General features: G+C 31.5%; 21 protein-coding genes and 1 riboswitch. Of the genes, 7 read left to right on the forward strand and 14 right to left on the reverse strand.

The genetic code is table 11. The features are described from left to right. Positions 1-285: 285 nt before the first annotated feature. From N4A68_06550 to N4A68_06560, 3 genes are all read left to right on the forward strand, one after another. Positions 286-1,011, forward strand: coding sequence for an HAD-IB family hydrolase (locus N4A68_06550; GenBank protein MCT4563967.1), 726 nt, complete (start codon positions 286-288; stop codon positions 1,009-1,011). A gap of 190 nt (positions 1,012-1,201) precedes the next feature. Continuing rightward, positions 1,202-1,357 (forward strand): hypothetical protein, encoded by a 156-nt coding sequence (locus tag N4A68_06555; protein MCT4563968.1) that lies wholly within the window; start codon positions 1,202-1,204, stop codon positions 1,355-1,357. A 347-nt stretch (positions 1,358-1,704) separates the two neighbouring features. Next, complete coding sequence (locus N4A68_06560; GenBank protein ID MCT4563969.1) at positions 1,705-1,866, forward strand: hypothetical protein; 162 nt, start codon at positions 1,705-1,707, stop codon at positions 1,864-1,866. A gap of 156 nt (positions 1,867-2,022) precedes the next feature. On the opposite strand, the gene N4A68_06565 is transcribed toward N4A68_06560, so the two are convergent. From N4A68_06565 to N4A68_06580, 4 genes are all read right to left on the reverse strand, one after another. Beyond that, positions 2,023-3,300, reverse strand: coding sequence for a dicarboxylate/amino acid:cation symporter (locus N4A68_06565; protein MCT4563970.1), 1,278 nt, complete (start codon positions 3,298-3,300; stop codon positions 2,023-2,025). A 177-nt stretch (positions 3,301-3,477) separates the two neighbouring features. Continuing rightward, entirely contained in the window at positions 3,478-4,392 is a 915-nt protein-coding gene (locus tag N4A68_06570; protein ID MCT4563971.1) for a response regulator, read from the reverse strand. Beyond that, positions 4,392-5,693: a sensor histidine kinase gene (locus tag N4A68_06575; protein ID MCT4563972.1), complete on the reverse strand. Its 1,302-nt coding sequence runs from the start codon at positions 5,691-5,693 to the stop codon at positions 4,392-4,394. The genes N4A68_06570 and N4A68_06575 overlap by 1 nt, the downstream gene beginning before the upstream one ends. A gap of 285 nt (positions 5,694-5,978) precedes the next feature. Then, positions 5,979-7,649 carry a formate--tetrahydrofolate ligase gene (locus tag N4A68_06580; GenBank protein ID MCT4563973.1) on the reverse strand — a complete coding sequence of 557 codons (1,671 nt, stop codon included), beginning with the start codon at positions 7,647-7,649 and terminating at the stop codon, positions 5,979-5,981. 664 nt (positions 7,650-8,313) lie between these two features. Between N4A68_06580 and N4A68_06585 the strand changes: the two genes are divergently transcribed. The 3 genes from N4A68_06585 (at position 8,314) to N4A68_06595 (ending at position 11,371) form a co-directional block, all read left to right on the forward strand. Next, positions 8,314-10,128 (forward strand): heme NO-binding domain-containing protein, encoded by a 1,815-nt coding sequence (locus tag N4A68_06585; GenBank protein MCT4563974.1) that lies wholly within the window; start codon positions 8,314-8,316, stop codon positions 10,126-10,128. A 106-nt stretch (positions 10,129-10,234) separates the two neighbouring features. Then, the gene (locus N4A68_06590; protein ID MCT4563975.1) at positions 10,235-10,981 is read left to right on the forward strand and encodes a CAP domain-containing protein; all 747 of its coding nucleotides are present in this window, start codon (positions 10,235-10,237) and stop codon (positions 10,979-10,981) included. A gap of 36 nt (positions 10,982-11,017) precedes the next feature. Further along, complete coding sequence (locus tag N4A68_06595) at positions 11,018-11,371, forward strand: hypothetical protein (GenBank protein MCT4563976.1); 354 nt, start codon at positions 11,018-11,020, stop codon at positions 11,369-11,371. Positions 11,372-11,563: 192 nt separating this feature from the next. On the opposite strand, the gene pruA is transcribed toward N4A68_06595, so the two are convergent. From pruA to N4A68_06640, 9 genes are all read right to left on the reverse strand, one after another. After that, positions 11,564-13,195, reverse strand: a complete 1,632-nt coding sequence (pruA, locus tag N4A68_06600; GenBank protein MCT4563977.1) for an L-glutamate gamma-semialdehyde dehydrogenase — start codon at positions 13,193-13,195, stop codon at positions 11,564-11,566. 224 nt (positions 13,196-13,419) lie between these two features. Then, positions 13,420-13,541: riboswitch (molybdenum cofactor riboswitch) on the reverse strand. Between the two features lie 181 nt (positions 13,542-13,722). Continuing rightward, positions 13,723-14,391, reverse strand: coding sequence for a DUF421 domain-containing protein (locus N4A68_06605; protein ID MCT4563978.1), 669 nt, complete (start codon positions 14,389-14,391; stop codon positions 13,723-13,725). Positions 14,392-14,457: 66 nt separating this feature from the next. Beyond that, on the reverse strand, positions 14,458-15,102 hold the full coding sequence (locus tag N4A68_06610) for a hypothetical protein (GenBank protein ID MCT4563979.1): 645 nt from the start codon (positions 15,100-15,102) through the stop codon (positions 14,458-14,460). Positions 15,103-15,126: 24 nt separating this feature from the next. Next, positions 15,127-15,300, reverse strand: a complete 174-nt coding sequence (locus tag N4A68_06615) for a hypothetical protein (protein ID MCT4563980.1) — start codon at positions 15,298-15,300, stop codon at positions 15,127-15,129. Positions 15,301-15,397: 97 nt separating this feature from the next. Beyond that, the gene (locus N4A68_06620) at positions 15,398-16,114 is read right to left on the reverse strand and encodes a hypothetical protein (GenBank protein ID MCT4563981.1); all 717 of its coding nucleotides are present in this window, start codon (positions 16,112-16,114) and stop codon (positions 15,398-15,400) included. 5 nt (positions 16,115-16,119) lie between these two features. Further along, positions 16,120-16,584 (reverse strand): GNAT family N-acetyltransferase, encoded by a 465-nt coding sequence (locus N4A68_06625; protein ID MCT4563982.1) that lies wholly within the window; start codon positions 16,582-16,584, stop codon positions 16,120-16,122. Positions 16,585-16,665: 81 nt separating this feature from the next. Further along, positions 16,666-17,409, reverse strand: coding sequence for a hypothetical protein (locus tag N4A68_06630; protein ID MCT4563983.1), 744 nt, complete (start codon positions 17,407-17,409; stop codon positions 16,666-16,668). A gap of 117 nt (positions 17,410-17,526) precedes the next feature. Then, the gene (locus N4A68_06635) at positions 17,527-17,979 is read right to left on the reverse strand and encodes a hypothetical protein (protein ID MCT4563984.1); all 453 of its coding nucleotides are present in this window, start codon (positions 17,977-17,979) and stop codon (positions 17,527-17,529) included. A gap of 189 nt (positions 17,980-18,168) precedes the next feature. Beyond that, positions 18,169-19,014 (reverse strand): metallophosphoesterase, encoded by an 846-nt coding sequence (locus tag N4A68_06640; protein ID MCT4563985.1) that lies wholly within the window; start codon positions 19,012-19,014, stop codon positions 18,169-18,171. A gap of 503 nt (positions 19,015-19,517) precedes the next feature. Here N4A68_06640 and N4A68_06645 point away from each other — a divergent pair. After that, complete coding sequence (locus N4A68_06645) at positions 19,518-20,408, forward strand: MerR family transcriptional regulator (GenBank protein ID MCT4563986.1); 891 nt, start codon at positions 19,518-19,520, stop codon at positions 20,406-20,408. A 108-nt stretch (positions 20,409-20,516) separates the two neighbouring features. Here the strand turns inward: N4A68_06645 and N4A68_06650 are convergent. Continuing rightward, positions 20,517-20,706 (reverse strand): acyl-CoA hydrolase (locus N4A68_06650; protein MCT4563987.1); only part of this gene is annotated, 190 nt, incomplete at its 5' end.

The following is a 20,706-nucleotide window of genomic DNA, read 5'->3' on the forward strand; positions in this document are numbered from 1 at the left end:
ATGAAAACCCTATATACACTGTCCCTATTTAAGCTTGATTTATAATTTTCAAATAATTTCTGTGAATATTTTCAATTTTAGTTTAAAGAAATATACCTAGGGGGATATATATTAATATATTTGTATATGTATTATAAAGGGATTTTGGATATGAATATGTATATTTAATTAATACCATTTTTTTTAATAACTAATCATTTTTGGAAGAAATTTTTATTTCTTTTTTTACTACATATTCTATTTTTTTTAAAAAATTTTGTTACAATATTATTCAGAGGTGATTTTATGACAAATATAGGTGCTTTTTTAGATATTGATGGAACCTTATATAGGAACTCCCTTATGATTGAGCATTTTAAAAAATTATTAAAATATGAAGTAGTAGACCCTGCACTATGGCATAATCATGTAAAGCATACTTACTATGACTGGCAAAAGAGGCGTGGAAATTTTGATGATTACTTGTTAGAACTAGCACAAATTTATATTAAATCTATAAAGGGTTTAAATAAAAGCCACATGGAATTCATTAATAACCAGGTTATAGATCTTAAAGGAGATAAAGTATATAGATATACTAGAGCTAGAATCGCTTGGCATAAGTCTCAGAATCATAAGATATTTTTTATTTCTGGAAGTCCTGCCTATTTAGTACAAAGGATGGCAGAAAAATACAAGGTCACCAATTATAGAGGAACACAATACATAATAGATGAAAACAATAACTTTACTGGTGAAATCATTCAAATGTGGGATTCGGAAAGCAAGCACAAAGCTATAATGGAATTCGTGAACAAATATAATATTGATTTAAGTGAAAGCTACTCCTATGGAGATACCAATGGTGATTATTCCATGCTGAAAATGCTGGGACATCCTATAGCTATAAATCCATCAAGGGAACTACTTAAAAATATTAAAAATGATGATGAGTTACTTGAAAAAATTACAATTATTGTTGAAAGAAAGGATGTCATATATAAATTGGATGGAAATGTAGAGATATTGTAAAGCTAAAGGATTAAAACGTTTTTAAATGATAGGTTACATGCTGAATGTTAGTTATAGAGATTCTTTTAAGCTCTTCCATAAGAATGGAGCTAGACATAAAACATATTCCTTATTTTTTTAGCATATAATTATACTTCTTTACCCATAATAAATATATGGAAAAATACTAAATATTTTGAGGAGGTTTCTTATGACTAGGAAAAATAGAAAAGGTATTGTTGGCAAAAAGAATCCAACTGTCCATAATAGAGAAGGTGTAGGGGTAGGATTAAGCTTTACCGATGAACATGTTAGCTTTAGCGATGATATAGAAAGAAAAGTTAAGGAAAAAAAGACAAAAAAATAAGCACCTTTCGGTGCAATCCCTATAGCATTGCCAAGAAATTTGGTAACGTTTTCTTAATATCTATATTCTACATATAAGGAAATTATCCTTCTGAAATTTTAAAAAATTAAAAATTTCTCCATATCCCCCTACTATTTCTAACATATAAAAAGAATAATGTGAGAAACTAATTATAAATAAAAGTAAATTGAAATTTGACACATGAGCAAATTGCATAATTACTTTCTATGAAAACCATCTATAGGGATTTTAGTATAGACTTTAAGTTATTCCCATATTAGGTTTAGCCAAGTAAGAGTTATGCAATTTCCTCACATAATAATTTAAACTCGGAATGGGGGATATAGATGAAGAAAATTAAATTACTCATACCTTTAGTTTTATCGATTTCAATATTACTACCTATACAGCATACAAAATCCTTTAATCATAAATCAGATAAAACTTTAGTATTACAATACAAAATTCAAAATGAATTTTATCATAAAATATCCTATTTCAATAAATAGGATATTTTATTTTTTTATATTCTTACAGATAAATATCCTTTATTTTATATTTATTCTTTCACATCATTATCTCCCCATTGAACTGATTTCAAAGCATAGAGAATCCAGTCAAAGCTTTAATCTAGACATATAACTTCCTACTTAAGTTCCTGGAGATCAACTTGATATCCAAGAATGGCTTTTTCTATTTTTAGCATTATATATGGCTAGGTTTAACTCACCCTCCTGCTTAGCTATAATCAAAGTACATGCAGCATCACCGGTCACATTTATTGCCGTTCTACACATATCTAGTATTCTGTCAATACCCATTATGATTGCTATACCTTCAACGGGTATGCCAATTTGCGAAAGTACCATGGAAAGCATTATCAATCCAACACCGGGTACCCCTGCGGTTCCAATGGATGCAAGTGTAGCCGTTAAAACCACTGTCAATAAATCTCCTATTCCAAGGGATAGGCCGTAGGCCTGTGCAAGAAACACTGTGGCGACACCCTGCATAATTGCTGTACCATCCATATTAATAGTAGCCCCAAGAGGTAAAGTAAATGAAGATACAGATTTTGAAACCCCCAGCCTTAACTCAGCTGTTTCCATAGTTACTGGAAGAGTGGAAGACGAACTTGCTGTTGAGAATGATACCATAATAGCCGGTGAAAAGTTCTTTAAAAATTTAATGGGATTTAATCTAGTAAATGCAAATAATAAACCCTGATATGTTAAGACAGCATGAATCAATAGTGCTAACAATACACAGCCCATATATTTGAGCAATGGAGGCATGGCATCATATCCAAGCTCAAAGAAGGTTTCAGCTACTAATGCAAACACACCATATGGAGCAAGATTCATAATAAGCATAACTAGCTTAAGAATCACTTCTCCCAAGGCTTCAAAGCCTTCTCTAACTTTAATAGCTTTACCTCCAAGTGCAGTAATAGCTGTCCCTAATAGTATAGAAAACACTATAATCTGAAGCATATTTCCATTTGCTAGGGAATCTATCGGATTCTTTGGAATCATATCTATCAAAACATCAACTAGCTTTGGGGCTTCCTTAGCTACGTATTCGGCATCACTAGGTAGATTAAACCCTACTCCCGGTTGTATAACTAAAGCTAGTGTAATTGCTATTGTTATAGCTACAGCTGTGGTAACAATATAGAATCCAAGTGTTTTTGAACCTATTCTACTAAGTTTTTTTATATCTCCAACCGAAGCCGCACCTACTGTCAATGAAACAAACACTAAGGGTACAACCATCATCTTGATAGAATTGATAAATACCTTCCCAACTAAATAGAATAAAAAGCCCACAACATACTGATCTACAAACGTATTACCCTTTATGTTATAAAGAATAAGTCCTGTAATAAGTCCTGTAATGAGGCCCATGAAAATTTTAGTTGTAAGACTCCTTCTATTCTTCATCTCTTCCTCCCAAATTTAGTTTTTTAACTTCTTTTTAAATTATATGGCGGCAACTACGTTTTACTACACATAACGACCAAAACGCCATGGACTTTTCTGAATTTTCCATTTTTAATACTTTCGTCAAAAAAGACGCCACCATGGCGCCTTTCCAATTAATATTCCTATAATTTAAGATTAGTTTGATATATGACTTATTAATCCCTCAATAAATTTCTTTACATTTATTTTTCCTTTATATTGTGACTTTTTTCTTATAAAATCCATTTGTTTTTTTACCTCAGTAAAGTCAAAAAGTGACGTGGAATATTTCTCAAACTTCATATTCCCATAGTCCTCTATACCTAAACTCGAAATATTTTCTAAGGACGATTGTATAACTCTTCTAACTCTTTGCTCAATCCCCTTGATAGAAACCGATGATTTATTTTCATCTTTATATTTATTATTTAATTTTCTATATAAATCACCGGTTTTATATCTATGAAACTTTACTCCTAGAATTCTTCTTTCTTCAATAATCATTTCAATCATATTCATTAGATCATTACTTCCCGATTCGCCTAAAATCCCTATATCTAAAAACACTTTTGTTATTTCATCCCTAGTCTCATTCCCCACCACATTATTTACTTCCTTTGTTCTATGCTTATTGTCTGTAAAAAAACTATAATTGCTTTTTTCCATTGTTTTACCTATAACCGATAGGGCCTTCCTCAAATTTAAGGTTTCAATAGCTTTTTTAATAATAGATACCACTTCTATAACATTAATGGGCTTGTTTATAAAGTACTCAATTCCATTTTGATAAGCATCACCTATCATATCCTTAGATGTCACCTCAGAAATCATTATGAACTGAGTGTTTAAATTTTTCTCTTTACTTTCTTTGACGATTTCTATTCCATCCACCGAAGGTAGTAGTAAGTCTACCAGTGCTATATCCGGCAGCATTTCTCCTATCTGAGCTATGGCCCTATTCCCATCCTCTGCCTCACCTACAACATAGCCAAGACGATAATTATCAATAATATTTAAAAGTATTCTTCTTATTCCCGGGTCATCATCAACAATATAAAATGATGGCTTCATTAATTAGCCTCCTTCCCAATTACTTTACTCATCGGAATAGAAATAATAAAACTGGTGCCTTGTCCCATATTTGAAGCGATCTCAATTTTTCCTCCAAAGTAGTTTTCCACAATATGCTTAACATGTGTAAGCCCTAATCCCGTAGACATATGACCAGTTTTCCTATCAAACTTTGTAGAAAAACCTGGCTGAAAAACAACTTCAATATCTTCTTTTCCTATTCCTATGCCTGAATCCATAATTTTAAATATTACATAATCCTTTTCTGTGTACTGAGAAATCTTTATATATCCATTATGGGGGATAGCATCTATGCTATTACTTATAAGATTATTTATTACTGATATGATTGCATAGTAATCTTTTATTTTTAAATTATTCGTATAATCCGTTATTATATTAATTTCTTTTCCTATGTCCTCAATATACCTCATGGTATTACCACTAAGCATCTGAAAAATGGTTGATACTTTGATTGAATTTTCCTTCTCTTCTTTTGGAAACAACCGCTCTATACCCGATACGACCCTTTGATTATCTTTTTTGATTTCATGTATATCCTTTGATAGATTTAAAATTCTCCCCCTTAGCCTATTAGTATATTCTTTATCTAAATCACCCTTTATATCCTTTAACTCTGTATATATGGAATAGCTCCTTTCCATTGCCTGTTCTATATCCTGCATTGTCTTCTTAAGGAAAAATATTTCTGCCTTCATCTTGGCGGTAAGTAGAATCAGATTATGATATCTCTCTTGATGCTCTTCCTTTAGTACAAGCATATTATAGGCTTTAACACTGGAAAACAATATAAAGGCAATAGTTGCTCTTAGAAACCCTGCTGTGAATATACTGGTTAAAATAATTTCTATTGAATTCTTTGTGAACTCCTGTCTTACCGCTACTTCGGAAATATTTGAAAGTATATCTGAGATTCCAACTAAAAATATAAAGAAAACAGGCTGTTCTTTATATCTCCTTATATTTAACTGATACAGGGCAAAGCCAAATACTATGTAAAATACTGCTGAGGGGAGATGCTTCAAAGCAATATCATAAATGCTTAAAGCTCCATTTAATTGTATAAGATCAATCGTAAATCTAAAGGTAAAAACAAAAACAGCAGTACAACAAGTAGTCAATAAAATCGATATATCTTGAAATTTTACCAATAGAAACATAAGAATGGCTATACCTATGGATATTCTGAAATCTGAATTAAAGGGATTTATATAAACTTGTCCCATCAGTGTTGTTCCTATGGAAACTAATACTATTTTTTTAAATATATCTTTATTCATTAAGTCAACACTTCCCAAGTTACAATTATTCAATTTCCTCAATAAGTAAATTCTATAATGCATGTACAAAATTTAATACTTATTCTTTCTACATTTCTTTATTCCATACAATAAGGAATTATCCTTTGTCTAAGTTCGTCATGTTTTGTCATTTATTTTATACCTATACTTAGTATATACAACTAAATTTGTATACCCTTTATCCGTAAAAAACTTCAAAAAAACCAGGCGATTATTGTGTATGTCACAACAATTACCTGGTTCCAATATATTAGCCTTTTCTATCTAGAATAGTCCTACTATCTCTCCGTCGGATAATATATCCATCCTATTTGCTGCTGGCACCTTTGGTAGTCCAGGCATAGTCATTATATTTCCAGTAAGAACCACAAGGAAACCTGCTCCCGCCGATGCTCTTACTTCCTTAACGGTTATCTTAAACCCTTTGGGTCTAGCTAAAAGCTTTGGATTATCGGATAATGAATATTGTGTTTTAGCCATACAAACGGGAAGCTTGTCTAATCCTATTCTTTCGTACTTTTCTATTTCTTTTAATGCCTTTGAGGAAAACTCTACTCCATCGGCACCATATATTTCTTTAGCCACAATCTCAATTTTTTCCTTTATCGATATCTCGAGATCATAGATTGGTTTAAAGCTTGCAGTTTTTGCTTCAACTAACTCCACAACCTTCTTAGCAAGCTCTACTCCACCATCTCCACCTTTTGCCCATACATCTGATAATACAACATTGGCACCTAATTCTTTGCATCTATCTTCTAAAAGCTTAAGCTCTTCATCTGTATCCGTAGGGAACTTATTTAATGCCACAACCACTGGCAATCCAAATTTTTGTACATTTTCTATATGCTTTTCAAGGTTTCCAAAGCCTTCAGCCAAAGCTTCAAGATTTTCTGCTGCTAATTCCGTCTTATGTACACCACCATGGTTTTTAAGGGCTCTTACGGTAGCTACTATTACCACTGCATCCGGTTTTAATCCTGCATATCTACATTTTATATTGAAGAATTTTTCTGCCCCCAAGTCAGCTCCAAAACCTGCCTCAGTCACAACATAGTCAGCTAACTTTAAAGCCATTTTAGTAGCTACAACAGAATTACAGCCATGGGCTATATTTGCAAATGGGCCTCCATGAAGTATGGCCGGAGTATTTTCTAGAGTTTGTACTAGATTAGGCTTAATTGCATCTTTAAGCAGTAGCGTTAAAGCCCCTGTAGCATCAAGCTGGCCTGCAGTAACTGGATCATTTTCGTATGTATATCCAATTATCATACTAGAAAGTCTATTTTTCAAGTCTTCCATATCAATAGCAAGGCAAAGTATGGCCATTATCTCAGAAGCAACTGAAATATCAAATCCATCTTCCCTAGGAACTCCATTGCCCCTTGCCCCTAAGCCTATTACTATATTTCTTAAGGCTCTATCGTTCATGTCTAATGCCCTTTTCCAGGTTACCCTTCTAGGATCAATATTTAACTTATTTCCTTGATGAATATGGTTATCTATTAAAGCCGCTAAGAGATTGTTCGCAGTTGTAATTGCATGAATATCTCCAGTAAAGTGAAGATTGATATCATCCATTGGTACGACTTGAGCATATCCTCCCCCTGCTGCTCCACCCTTAACTCCAAAGCAAGGTCCCAAGGAAGGCTCTCTTAAGGTGGTTACTGTCTTCTTGCCTATTTTATTTAAGCCCATGCTTAATCCTACATTTGTAGTTGTCTTCCCTTCACCCGCTGGTGTAGGGTTGATTGCAGTTACAAGTATAAGTTTTCCATCTTCCTTGTCCTTTAATTTTTCATATACATCTAAGGAAATCTTCGCTTTATACTTGCCATAAAGCTCTAAATCATCTTCACTTAAATTTAGCTTATTGCCTATTTCAACTATTGGAAACATTTTGGCCTCTTGAGCAATTTGCACATCTGTTTTCATTATATTTCCTCCTCGAATTTTATTTTTAAAAAATTGTACGGTTTATATAAGTTGTAAAGAATGATTTGCATTTAAAATTATTCACTATTTAGTAATATTCGTTACTCTAATATTATACCTCTAAGTCGTCTCTATATCGTCAATTATTATTCTTTTTTGTTATCCATAGATATTCCAATTAAACAGCTAATTTATACACATCAAAACTCCCTAGAAACATTGGATGTTTTGGGATATATAGATTAAGTTTAACTTTGTGAAATCTATATATATTATAATTTCCCAATTTTTACATGTCAAGTTCATATACATTTATAACTGAGCAAATTACATAATTTCCTTATCTATTGAAATAATGTCTAGTATTTTCTAAAAAAATGATTTTGTATCTTTCGTGTTTATCTAATATTTTTTGTGGTATTTATTATATTGATGTCACAAATATATACTATATTATATTATAATATCTATAGAGGAAATTGCATGACTGTAACTTGGCAGAATTGCATATGCGAATATCATCCTTAATTTGAATATTTAAGATATAGCATATTTGGTGGTATACCTTTGGAGATTTTTAAACTATATATAGTAGATGGTTTTTGTATGAAGTAATTATGCAATTTACTCTATATATATTTTTTTCTAATAAAGGAGGACAAAAATGAAAGGTACCGTAGTGTCTACATGGATAAAAACTCTTCGTGACCTATTTGACAATGAAGTTGTAGATTCAGCATTGATTAATGCTGGTTGGGATACTGGTCGAATTATTACTCCCCTTGAAGATATTCAATACGAAGAAATTAAAGGTATTTTCAATGAAATTGCTGCTTCTTTAAGTAAAGAACCCAGTGAAATTTGGAGAGAGGTGGGAAGAAGAAATATCGAAACCTTTAGTAAATGGTTTCCATCCTATTTCGAGCGATTTAGTTTAAAGGGCTTTCTAATGATGATGGATGATGTTCATTCACAACTAACAAAAATGATACGAGGTGCTAAACCCCCTAGAATAATTGCCACCGAAACGGGGAATAAGGAAATAGAATTATTATATGAATCTAAGCGAAAAATGTATGACTATTTTCTAGGTTTACTAGAAGGTAGCGCTAAGTTTTTTAATGAACAAATAAATATAGATGTATTAGAAAAGGGCATATATGATGATGGTAGAAGTTTCATGAAGGTAAAAATTAAGCTTGAAAAGGATACTTCTGAATATAAAAAATTCACATTATCCAAAATGCTTTCTTTAGGATTCATAAAAAATCTATCTCTAAAAATTGCTTTACCAACTACTATAATATCTTTTTTAACTCTTTTTATTGGCTCAGGTTACTCAGATCTAATAATGAGTATTATTTTTTCAAGTGTAGTTTTTGTTTCAACATTAATATTCTCCAATATTGTGATCTCACCTTTAAAATCTGTAACGGATGAATTAAGCAAGCTTGAAGTATTAAATTTTATAGGTAATAAAAAAATAAAAACCGGTGATAGATTTGAAAATTATGTAGAAGATATTAATAGCATCAAAGGAACCATAAAGAAAGATTTTATCTATCTCAAAGGTGGAATGGATGATGTATATAACTTCACCAAAACCTTTTCAGGTATTGCTAATAGTATGAAGGATGTATCTGAAGGTATAGCAAACGCCGTCCATGAGGTTGCAAATGGCGCTGTTCATCAAGCCGAAGAAACCGAAAAATCAGTTTATGTATTGAATGAAAATATCGAAACCTTAAATAATCTGGCAGGGGAAGAAAGTGTTAGAAAAGAACAGCTTGAAAAAGCTGTAGATGATATAGAAAAATCCTATAAGGAACTTCATGATGTATCAAATATGCTTTTAAGCGTCAAGGATAATTTTGGAGCTGTTAATAAGCAAGGTGAAGAATTGTCTAATAAAGTACAGGATATAATCAGCATTGTAATAGCCGTAGAACAAATATCTGAACAAACTAATCTTTTAGCACTCAATGCAGCCATAGAAGCGGCTAGAGCCGGCGAAATGGGTAGAGGTTTTACAGTAGTGGCTGATGAAATTAGAAAGTTGGCGGAGGATTCCAAGATCGCAGTAAAAACAATAAATGGCAGTTTAAATGAATTCACAATGGAAGTAAGGGATATGGTTAATCAAGTTGCCAATCAATTTGAGCAATTAGAAGAAAGTAGTCAGACCCTTCAAGTTGTTGCTAAGGATAATAAAAATGCAACTATGCAAATAAATGACGTATCAGATGGTATTGTAAAGCTAGTTGATAACCTTACATATGAAACTAAAAAAATCTCAGAAGTATTCCAAAATATCCACTCTTTGGCTGCTATTGCTGAAGAAAATTCTGCTTCTTCTGAGGAAATGAGTGCCAGTGTTACTGAATACTCATATAAAATAACTGAACTGCTTGATTATGTTGGGCAACTAGAAAAACTTACTCTGAATTTAAAGGCTGAACTTAGAAAATATAAAATATAATTTAGAATACTTTAAAGCCCTGTTTTCTACTTCTATACTAAGTAAAAAACAGGACTTTATACATTTTTTGAGTACAACAGGAAATAATATATTTTGAGGTGGTTCTATGAGAAAAATTAAATTATCAAAGCTTATTTTCTGTTTGGCTTTATTACTTTTCCTTGGAGGTTGTGTAAGATCCCCCCAGGAAAAGCCATTAAATCCAGAGGCATCTTCCATGTTTAAAAAGGGAAATGTTGAAAAGGTAAAGGTTTCCGTAGACAATGCTTATATTAGAAACGGCAACTCTACAACTTTTCCCGTTGTAACAACAGTAAAAAAAGATATGGTTTTAGATGTGGCAGGTTTAGTAGGTAAATGGTATATTATCATTCTTGACAATGGCAAGATTGGAGCGATTGATCCTAATGAGGTAAAACCCATAGTGGAAAAGCCAAGTCTACAAGGTCAAAACTCTAATATTAAGAAATTAACTCCTAATGAGCAGGAAATGGTTAGGCTTGTCAATGCCGAAAGATCAAAACGAGGTCTAGACCCCTTAAAGGTAGATTTAGAGCTTTGTAACGTTGCTAGAAATAAGTCCCAGGATATGATAGATAATAGCTATTTTAGCCATTATTCCCCCACATATGGTAGTCCCTTTGAGATGCTAAAAAACTTTGGGATAAAATATATTTACGCTGGAGAAAATATAGCTGGAAACGCTGCTGTCAAAAATGCTCATACCGCTTTAATGAATTCCGAAGGACATAAAAAGAACATACTTAATGCAAACTTTACCCACATAGGTATAGGTATAAAGGAAGGATCTAAATACGGAAAGATTTTTACCCAAATGTTTATTGGAAAATAAATTTAATATAATTTACTTTATGGAAGGAGATATTTCATGACTGTAGGTAAAACAGAACACCAAAAGCATCTACATAATCTTATGAAAACAGTTGAGGGGACAGGCTGGATCCTCTGTGACGCAGTAAAATATATGGCAGAAAATAATATAGTTCCAGGTAATAAATCACAAAGTGATCAAGCCCCACAGCTTGCCCAAAACATCTCGGAGATATTTGAAGTAGTATCTGAATGTGAAGAACCCGAAGTCATAGACCATATTGCCGATAAAATGCTAGAATACTTTAAAAATGATACAGAAAAGCTTTTATCTTATCTTGGAGAGCATATGGGTGATAATCCTTTATATAAAAAAATTGTTGAAAACTCAAACAATGGTAGGATGCATTAATACTAAAAGTATCACCAAGGTTTCCTTTTAGCTCCCCTTACAAACCCGTTTTGTCCTCTTTCTATTTAAATTTGTAGGAGGAGCGTAAAAGGATTCTCAGTATGTAGATTTATAACTGCGTCCTATATAATATAAAAAAGAATAGCAGGGTAATTTCCATGCTATTCTCTAAATCATAATAATATATTTACTTTACATATCTTCCATAAACTTGTATCTATAATCATTGGCGGAATCAAAGGTTTCCTTTATCACCCTTGGATTTGTCCACCTTAGTAGGTTGAGCTTGCTTCCAGCCTTATCATTTGTTCCTGAAGCTCTTCCTCCCCCAAATGGCTGCTGTCCTACGACGGCCCCCGTAGGTTTATCATTGATGTATAAATTTCCTGCTGCATAGTTAAGTATATTTTCCATCTCAATTAAGGCCATTCTATCCTGGGAAAAAATTGCACCTGTTAATGCATATGGAGTTGATTCATTACATATTTCAAGGGTCTCTTCAAACTTCTCGTCATCATAGACATATATAGTAAGCACAGGCCCGAAGATTTCCTCTGTCATTGTTTTGAAGTATGGATTTGTTGTAACTATGATTGTAGGTTCAATAAAATATCCTACGCTGTCATAGCATTCTCCTCCCCAAATAATCTCAGCTTCATTGGAATTTTGAGCAAAATCAATGTATGCTTTAATATTATCAAATGAATTTTTATCTATAACTGCACCCATAAAATTAGTAAAATCTTCTACATCTCCTATTTTAATGGTAGCAGCTTCACTAATCAATTTACATTTTACAACGGACCATATGCTTTTAGGTATGTAAGCACGTGAAGCAGCTGAACACTTTTGTCCCTGATATTCAAATGCCCCCCTTATTAAAGCAGTAACAAGCTTATTAATATTAGCAAGCCTATGGGCAAAAACAAAATCCTTTCCTCCTGTTTCTCCAACAATCTTAGGATATGATCTATACTTATCTATATTTTTACCAATAGTCTTCCACATAGTATTAAATACTCCTGTAGATCCTGTAAAATGTATGCCTGCAAGCCATTCGCTATTAAATACTACATTCCCAATTAAGCTTCCTGAGCTTGGAATGAAATTTATTACACCATCCGGCAATCCTGCTTCTTGCAATAATTTCATTACAAAATAATTAGAATAGACTGATGTTCTCGATGGCTTCCAAAGCACTACATTGCCCATTAAAGCTGGTGACACCGCCAAATTGCCTCCTATAGCTGTGAAATTAAATGGAGTTACGGAGAAAACAAAGCCTTCAAGGGCTCTGTACTCTATCCTATTCCAGCTCTCATTTGTAGAAACCAACTGATCATTATAGATTTCTGACATAAAATGAGTATTAAATCTAAGAAAATCTATGAACTCGCAGGCTGAATCGATTTCTGCTTGGTGAGCTGTTTTACTTTGTCCTAACATAGTTGCCGCATTAAGGGTATATCTCCACGGTCCAGCCAGCAGCTCTGCCGCTTTCAAAAATATAGATGCCTTATGCTGCCAAGGTACCTTATCCCACTGCTTTTTTGCATCCAAGGCTGCCTCAATTGCTGCTTGGATCTCTTTTTCACCTGCCATATGATAAGTAGCAAGTACATGATTTTTATTATGGGGGATCACACATTCTTGTGTATTACCTGTATATACTTCTTTTCTACCTATTATTAGGGGAATTTCAATTTGTTTCTGTTTTAATTCCTCAATTTTTGCCATAAGACTAGCTCTTTCACTGCTTTGTTTAGTATAGGATCGTACTGGTTCATTTTCTGGTTTTCTTACTTTGAAGTGAGCATTAGACATAAAAAAACCTCCCTTGTTAATAAACCTTATTAACGGTGACATCCCAGTAGTTTATTAAAAAGAAGGTGCTATGGAAATCCCAAAAAATATTTTACCTTTTGTTCTCTCAAATATCCTAAAGAAATTGGATATTTGAAAAATCAAAATGTATATTTATTAATGGTTTCTATTCATTTGATCATAGTAAACTAAACCAAAACAATATTTGCATATTATTTTAGCAGTACCTTACCACGATCTCTTCTTTCCACACTGGGAGGCACAACCGTTTCCAATTGTACCCTATCGGTCTTGAAATCATAGACTAATAACCCTTAGATAAAAAGACTCGAAGAGACGTATATTATTTTGTTTTAAATTTTCTATGAATAATCTAAGTTCAATATTCACTGCAGTAAATATATTTAGAAAATTTGTTATTTTAGGAATATATAAACATTATATAATTTCATTTCTATAAGTTCAATATCTTTTTAAAAGTATACAAAAAAACATCCTAGGCATTTAAATAGAATTTTTATTCTGGATTATTTTCCTCTAATATCAAAAACTACATCCTCTGTTTCATCACTGGCATATGCATATATTACATCCTTTATATCTCCTATACCCTCCTCCTTTAATTTACCTTGAAGCCACTCTTCATCTTTATTTATAAGTAGTAGATTTCTTACCTGTACCTTTCCATCAATAATCACTCCGATAGGAAGTCCTTCGTATTTTGTTTTTATATTTAAATCCGAAGTTGTAACGCTCCTTACTTCCCCTTTGGGAAGAATGCTGACCTCCCCCGTGGGCTCCAATATGGCATATTCCACTTCTTCAAGCTTTGGATAGCCGTTTACTCTAAGCATTGCTGTCAATTGAATTAAAGAAATTTTTTCTTTTTCAATATTTTCTTCAATAATTTTTCCATGCTTTATTAAAATAGTAGGTCTACCTAATAATATCTTATTAAAAAACTGGTTTAATGATAGTTTTGAAAATATCATATACAAAGCTACTAAAACCCCTAATACGAATAATGTTGGTTTTAGTTTTGTACTAATTAAAGGTTCAGCAACAACGGTTCCAATAATTATTATAGCCATTAAATCATAGGGGGTTAATTGAGTAATTGCAGATTTTCCCATTATTCTCATTAGCAAAATCCCTGTAGCAAATAACAATGTAGTTTTTAAAGCTAAACCAATCATCCCATCACCTCATATTCATGTGTATATTGTAGGCAATTTGATAAATCCATAAGAACACCTCCTATGTCAGTTGGCTCCTTCAATGATTAATTTATTATCTTTAAGCTTCAAATACCCTATGGGCTCCTCTGCTATTCTATCCAGATCAAAGTAATTCCAATGAATATATAATCTTTGGTCTGACTTGTTTGGTAATATTGCAATCCTCTTATTATCTTCGTATATATCTATATAATATATCTGTCCATTATCAATTTTCATTACTTTAATTATATTTCTAATGATACCTGAACCGATTTCAGTACTATAAACCATTTCATAATTATTATCATTATCTAAGTCTCCTAAAAACAATCCGTTGTTTGTCATTCCCGATAAAAGACCCATGATCTCATTATCTTTTAAAACAACAATGCCATGTAACCAAGCATAATCAAGTACCACTTCATACAATTGAATCTTTTTTTCCTTACTAAATAAGTCGACTTTAATTTCCTTTACATCTATTGAATTTCCAATATCTCCTTTGATATTTTCCTTATCTCTCAAATAGGATATCAACAGCTGCTTAACATCATCAGAAATATCTGCCCCATACTTCATATCAATATTTATAGGTTCAAGCCCATTGTTGATTCCTTTACTTTCATTACAGCCAATGAAAAATATAGCTACACCGATAACTAGTAATATATAATAAATTTTTTTCACTCTTCTTCGCCCCTCTATAGATAATCACTTATTTCCTCCTCGATCATTTATTTTGTCCATCTTGATGCTAATCTCCTGTAAATGTAGCTTTAAAATATCTACTTTTTCCTCTACTCTTTTTATATCTCTGGGTATTTCAATAGCAATCTTGTATATCAAATATCCAAATCCAAGCAGCATTAGGAATATTTCCATCATCTACAATCACTCTTTCTATTATCTTTTACTATATGTTACTATTTTTTATCCGCAAATTGTTTTCATAGCTCCAAACCCTATACCCTATGTATCAATCTTAGCCATTATCTTTAACTTTAATTCTTCTTATCTGTTCTAGACTTCTTTCTGCTTCCCATTTATGCTGTATAACATTTGACTGAGTATAATTATCTAGTATCCTTGTACTTTCTTCATTGGCAAAGGACTGTAATGATCTAATCAGTTTCCATATCATGAGATCATCGGACTCATATCTATCAAATAAATCTATTAAATCATCAAAACTTTCTTCATTATGTTCATAAAAGGATATAAAACCGATTGCATCAATAGCCTCAAGTATCTGATGATATTCTCCGGTTTTTAAGCATAATCTCAAATGTTTTAATGCCGGTGTTCCTATCTTACATATCGTTCTAGCTATTATATCCCTTGGTAGGGGATAATTATTTTTGCCAAATTTCTTTTTTGGAAGTGTCCCATGCTGATTTTTACCTACTAGCCCCAAATGTTTGATCAATACTTCACTTGCTTTTTCGCCATATACACTTACTGACTCTGATAAAGCTATCTTTGTATACAGCTTTTTTTCCTTAGATAGTGCTTTTATCAAAGCCAGCATTGTCTCTGTATCTTTATACTTAATCAATAATTTTGATGCAATTGTTCTTTCTATAGGAGTCTTAGATTGCAATAATTTGTATAGTTCTTCTTTACTTTCATATCCATATTTTAAAAGGTCTTCATCTTCAACATAACCCCTTGATTTTAACTGATTAATATCACTTTTCATAATTATCATCCTTTAGTCATTTGCTTTTTATATTGCCATAATGTAAGTACATCAGAATGTACTATTTCACCAATCTTTATATAGCCCATCTTTTCATAAAAATGATGATTACGATAACTTTTATGGGGGGTAATGAGTTCCCACTCTAATGCATCAAGGTTATCTTTCTCAATGTATTCAATAGCTTTAGACCCTATGCCTAGACTCTGGAATTTGGGGATAACAGATATAACTCTTAGATAATAATTGTTATTTTCTCTTTTACGAACTATAATATCTCCTACTATTTCTCTATCAATAATAATCTTATATACAATGCGATTTTCTATTTGTCTTATTATAGCTTCTTTAGACTCATTATAGGAAGGGCATTCGCCGTATAAAAGATAATCATCATAAAAACATTTATTTTGGACTTCTATTAATTTTAAGGCATCATCAATACATGCACGTTCAATAGATATATTCATGTCAACCTCCATTTAGCTATTTTAACTAATTCTTGTCTCCAAAGCAATATTTGTATTAATAAGTATGTAGAATCAATCATGCTATTTTTCTTCCTTTGAAAGGTCTTTTTCCACCTTGAATTCTATAATTTCTCCATTAGAATAAGTCATTTTAATATGTCTCATAAGCGTCCAATCCTCATCTGGCTTTTTCCTAACCAGCCATAAGCGAATTGGATTATTTTTAGTGGACTTATCAAATATAATTACTTTATCATTATCAGTAATATCATAGCCAAGGTTTTCTACATACTCAAAAGATATATTTTCGACCTTACTATTATTTTTAAAATCCTTTAGATAATTAGTCGGTGCCGTTATTATAATTAAACCAACTATTATTCCAGAAATAATTAATCTTCCTTTATATTTATTATTCACTACCGAAGTTCCCAATGTAGCGCCTACAAATCCTAATAACAATCGGCTCTCTAAACTGGCTAACATATAAGGGGTAATGAAGTTTAAAATAAAGTAGCAGCTTAATATTACAATGGGAAACATGATATAATTATATTTTTTCATTCTCCATAGTCCAAGAAATAGGGTCCATAGGGCAAGACATATATATATTCCACCTATTACAATTATGGTTTCCCTTAATGTATCTGTTTTCATATAGCCATAGTATCCAGAAATCACTAGTATGGGAATATACATACCTATAATTTCAATTATTCTATAGATCATAGTTCCTTGCTTTATCTTTTCTTTTTTTTCAAAAACTGTTAACAATATTATAGTTATACAAGCAACTATAGCAGCAATTATTGATAGTATCCTCATATTTTATTCTCCTATTCTTTTAAATATAACCACAATAATGTTATGACATTATTGTTTGTTATGCCATTTTAACCTGATTTAAATCATCGTAAATCCATTTAAATGCTATAAAAGGTTTCATCCTTTCTTTTTCAACCTCATCGAGTAACCAGTATAATATATTCCAATCATTAAAACAAAGGATACTATAAATGTAAATACCATATCATGAATTGAAATGAAAAATAGTAAATTTTCTTCTAGCCATGAACTCACTCTTATTATTGGTAAGTAGAACATCTGAGGTGCAGATCCAACCACATTAAGCATAAATTGCCCCATAAATACCACCTGAAATATGATTAAAATCATACTAATAATGGCAAAGCAATTACCCAGTAAAATCGATTCTCTAGTTGTTTTTACATAATCATAGGATTTATATCCTAGAAAAAACCAGTATGTACAAAATAGGATACCAATAATTGAGATTATCGTCCCATACCAATCATATTTTATCATTGCATAATTAAGTAAATATCCTATAACAAATGGCGATAGCGAAAAAAATAACAATTTAAGTCTCTTCATATACAGTTCATCCTCCTTACCCCTTCCACTACAGATCGAATATTGATCATTATCAATTCAACCCTTTAAATCAAAGTAGCTGATATAAGTATTAATCCATATTTTTTCATATTCATATCTCTCTTTTCTGTTATATTCATTTTCATAATAGTTATCTACTATAAGCTGTTTTTCATATCCTTCCCACTTTTATTTCTTTTTTAATGTGATGACTCCCACTTCCGGTTTATTGAATACTCTTATTGGTGCTATACTATTCCCTAATCCTCTATTTACAATCATATTTACTTCATTATAATTGTATTTCCCACCATCATATTTTGGAAATAATCCTTGATTAGGAGCTATTATACCTCCTATAAAGGGAAGTCTTATTTGTCCCCCGTGGGCATGTCCACATAGAATCAAATCAATATTTTTCTCTTTATACAATTCAAACAATTCTGGTCTATGTGACAATAATATCGTAACCTGTTCTTCATTTATATTTTCTAGTAAAATATCAATTTTTTCATTTGTTATTTTATACCCATTATGGGGCTTTGAGTATTCTTCATAATATTTTGCTGGATCATCAATTCCTATGATATTTAATATTTTGTTCCCATATTTAATCTCAGCCTTATCATCACTAAGAATATGTACTCCTAAACCCTCAATACTCCTTTTTAATTCCCCATATTTTCCTGACCACCATTCATGATTTCCCGTTACATAGTATATGGGAGCCATATCTAGGAGTTTCTCAAGTAATCCTATGGCAGCAGCTTTATTGTAACGTCTCCTATCAATCAAATCACCTGTGATCACTATTATATTAGGATTTCTTTTTTTTATGATGTTGACTAAATTATTCTGACCAAATATCTTATTATGTATATCAGAGAGATGTATTATCCTAAATTCTTCATATTCACGAGGAAGCTTTTTTATCTCTATAATATAATTTGTTACAGTAATCCAATTGTTTTCTATGAATAAAAAAATCATTAGTGCAATAATAGTACAGATTATATTCCACTTTATATTAATCATATATATACCTAACTTTCTCTAAAAACTACATTCTATCTATTATTGTATAGTTCTCTTAATTGTCATAGGTTCCCTTCTAGTTTTTCCTTAATAATTTGTGAATTCTAGAATATTGAGGAAATTGCATAACTCTTACTTGACATAATTCCATAATACACGAAGGATGGCTTTGGAGATTTTCAAAAAATATATTTATATGTTAACCCCACCCAATGACTTCTAATGCCATATTTTCTATTGAATCTTTATATAGATACTTGTTATAATTATAATAAATGTATATTATTTAACTATTGAACTTTTTTTATAATGAAGCAAATTGCATAATTACTTCCTACAAAAAACATCCACTATATATAGTTTGAAAATCTCCAAAGGTATACCACCAAATATGCTATATCTTAAATATTCAAATTAAGGATGATATTCGCATATGCAATTTCCTCAATCAATAACATTATATATCTTAATAAAATCAGTAAATATCTAGGGGGACATTTTAGATGAAAAAGGGTAATAGATATTCAATAGGTGAAGTGGAAGAAATTTGTAATGTTCCTAAAAAAACATTACGATATTATGATGATATTAGATTGGTTGTACCTGAATTCAGAGATGAAGGTAGTAAATATCGATATTATAGTAAAGACCAAATGATAACACTATGTATAATTCGTAAGTTAAGAATGTATGGATTTAAGCTTAAAAGGATTCAAGAAATAATAAACGATAATAGCGCTGAAACTCTAAGGAAGAGTATTGAACTTAAATTACTAGAGATATCTGAAGAAATAAACACCCTTCAAAATATCTACCATGACGGGCATACTTTTTTAGAACGCCTTAAAGAAGGTGTTGATTTAATATCTTACTGTTCTATTGATAATGTTGTAGACAATAGACGGAATATACAAATAGAAGAAATTCCTGAAATGGACTTATTATATACTAAAGAAGTTATGAAGAAATATTCAAACTCAGAAGTTTCTATAAAGAGATGGGTGGAGATTGTTAATTTGTGTAATAAACTACACTTAAAGAGTAAGGGATTAATTATAGTTACATATCATTCAAACCCCCTTGAACAGTTTTTATTTATGGACTCAGAAATTGAATTTGGTATATTGATTGATCCTCCTGGGAGTAATAATATTAATGCCGATAATTATAGAAAATTTGGAGGTTTTACTGCGGCTACTACCACTCATATAGGTAATTATTCTAATATTGCTAATACACATATTAAATTAATACAGTGGATCAATAGAAATGGATATAAAATTGCTGGTAATATCTCAGAAGAATTTATTATATCTCCCCTAGATGTTAATAATGTAGACGAGCATATTACCAAAGTAATAATCCCAGTAGTTAAGATGGATAAATCTAAATAGTAAAGTATTTATATAAATATATATAGGGAAATCTTTTCAGAGTTCCCTATATATTTATTGAGCAAATTGTATAATTACCTTCTACAAAAGCTATCTACTATATATATTTTAATACGCTTCGTATACAAACTGAACTACTGTTGATAAGGGTGGATCGGGTAGTACATCTATGGAACTTGGAAATGGTGGATTCTTAGGAACTTCGATGATCTTGAAGGAACGAACCTCTATTAAAGCACGTTTTCCATCTATCTCCTTAATTCTTGCAATATACTCCATATAATCCCCTGCAAATGAA

The organism is Maledivibacter sp. (genome assembly GCA_025210375.1).
GTDB lineage: Bacteria > Bacillota > Clostridia > Peptostreptococcales > Caminicellaceae > JAOASB01.

Excerpts from the sequence above, each read along its gene's own strand:
- N4A68_06550 (MCT4563967.1), top strand. The coding sequence starts at position 286 with ATGACAAATATAGGTGCTTTTTTAGATATTGATGGAACCTTATATAGG.
- N4A68_06555 (MCT4563968.1), top strand. The coding sequence starts at position 1,202 with ATGACTAGGAAAAATAGAAAAGGTATTGTTGGCAAAAAGAATCCAACT.
- N4A68_06560 (MCT4563969.1), top strand. The coding sequence starts at position 1,705 with ATGAAGAAAATTAAATTACTCATACCTTTAGTTTTATCGATTTCAATA.
- N4A68_06565 (MCT4563970.1), bottom strand. The coding sequence starts at position 3,300 with ATGAAGAATAGAAGGAGTCTTACAACTAAAATTTTCATGGGCCTCATT.
- N4A68_06570 (MCT4563971.1), bottom strand. The coding sequence starts at position 4,392 with ATGAAGCCATCATTTTATATTGTTGATGATGACCCGGGAATAAGAAGA.
- N4A68_06575 (MCT4563972.1), bottom strand. The coding sequence starts at position 5,693 with ATGAATAAAGATATATTTAAAAAAATAGTATTAGTTTCCATAGGAACA.
- N4A68_06580 (MCT4563973.1), bottom strand. The coding sequence starts at position 7,649 with ATGAAAACAGATGTGCAAATTGCTCAAGAGGCCAAAATGTTTCCAATA.
- N4A68_06585 (MCT4563974.1), top strand. The coding sequence starts at position 8,314 with ATGAAAGGTACCGTAGTGTCTACATGGATAAAAACTCTTCGTGACCTA.
- N4A68_06590 (MCT4563975.1), top strand. The coding sequence starts at position 10,235 with ATGAGAAAAATTAAATTATCAAAGCTTATTTTCTGTTTGGCTTTATTA.
- N4A68_06595 (MCT4563976.1), top strand. The coding sequence starts at position 11,018 with ATGACTGTAGGTAAAACAGAACACCAAAAGCATCTACATAATCTTATG.
- pruA (MCT4563977.1), bottom strand. The coding sequence starts at position 13,195 with ATGTCTAATGCTCACTTCAAAGTAAGAAAACCAGAAAATGAACCAGTA.
- N4A68_06605 (MCT4563978.1), bottom strand. The coding sequence starts at position 14,391 with ATGATTGGTTTAGCTTTAAAAACTACATTGTTATTTGCTACAGGGATT.
- N4A68_06615 (MCT4563980.1), bottom strand. The coding sequence starts at position 15,300 with ATGATGGAAATATTCCTAATGCTGCTTGGATTTGGATATTTGATATAC.
- N4A68_06620 (MCT4563981.1), bottom strand. The coding sequence starts at position 16,114 with ATGAAAAGTGATATTAATCAGTTAAAATCAAGGGGTTATGTTGAAGAT.
- N4A68_06625 (MCT4563982.1), bottom strand. The coding sequence starts at position 16,584 with ATGAATATATCTATTGAACGTGCATGTATTGATGATGCCTTAAAATTA.
- N4A68_06630 (MCT4563983.1), bottom strand. The coding sequence starts at position 17,409 with ATGAGGATACTATCAATAATTGCTGCTATAGTTGCTTGTATAACTATA.
- N4A68_06635 (MCT4563984.1), bottom strand. The coding sequence starts at position 17,979 with ATGAAGAGACTTAAATTGTTATTTTTTTCGCTATCGCCATTTGTTATA.
- N4A68_06640 (MCT4563985.1), bottom strand. The coding sequence starts at position 19,014 with ATGATTAATATAAAGTGGAATATAATCTGTACTATTATTGCACTAATG.
- N4A68_06645 (MCT4563986.1), top strand. The coding sequence starts at position 19,518 with ATGAAAAAGGGTAATAGATATTCAATAGGTGAAGTGGAAGAAATTTGT.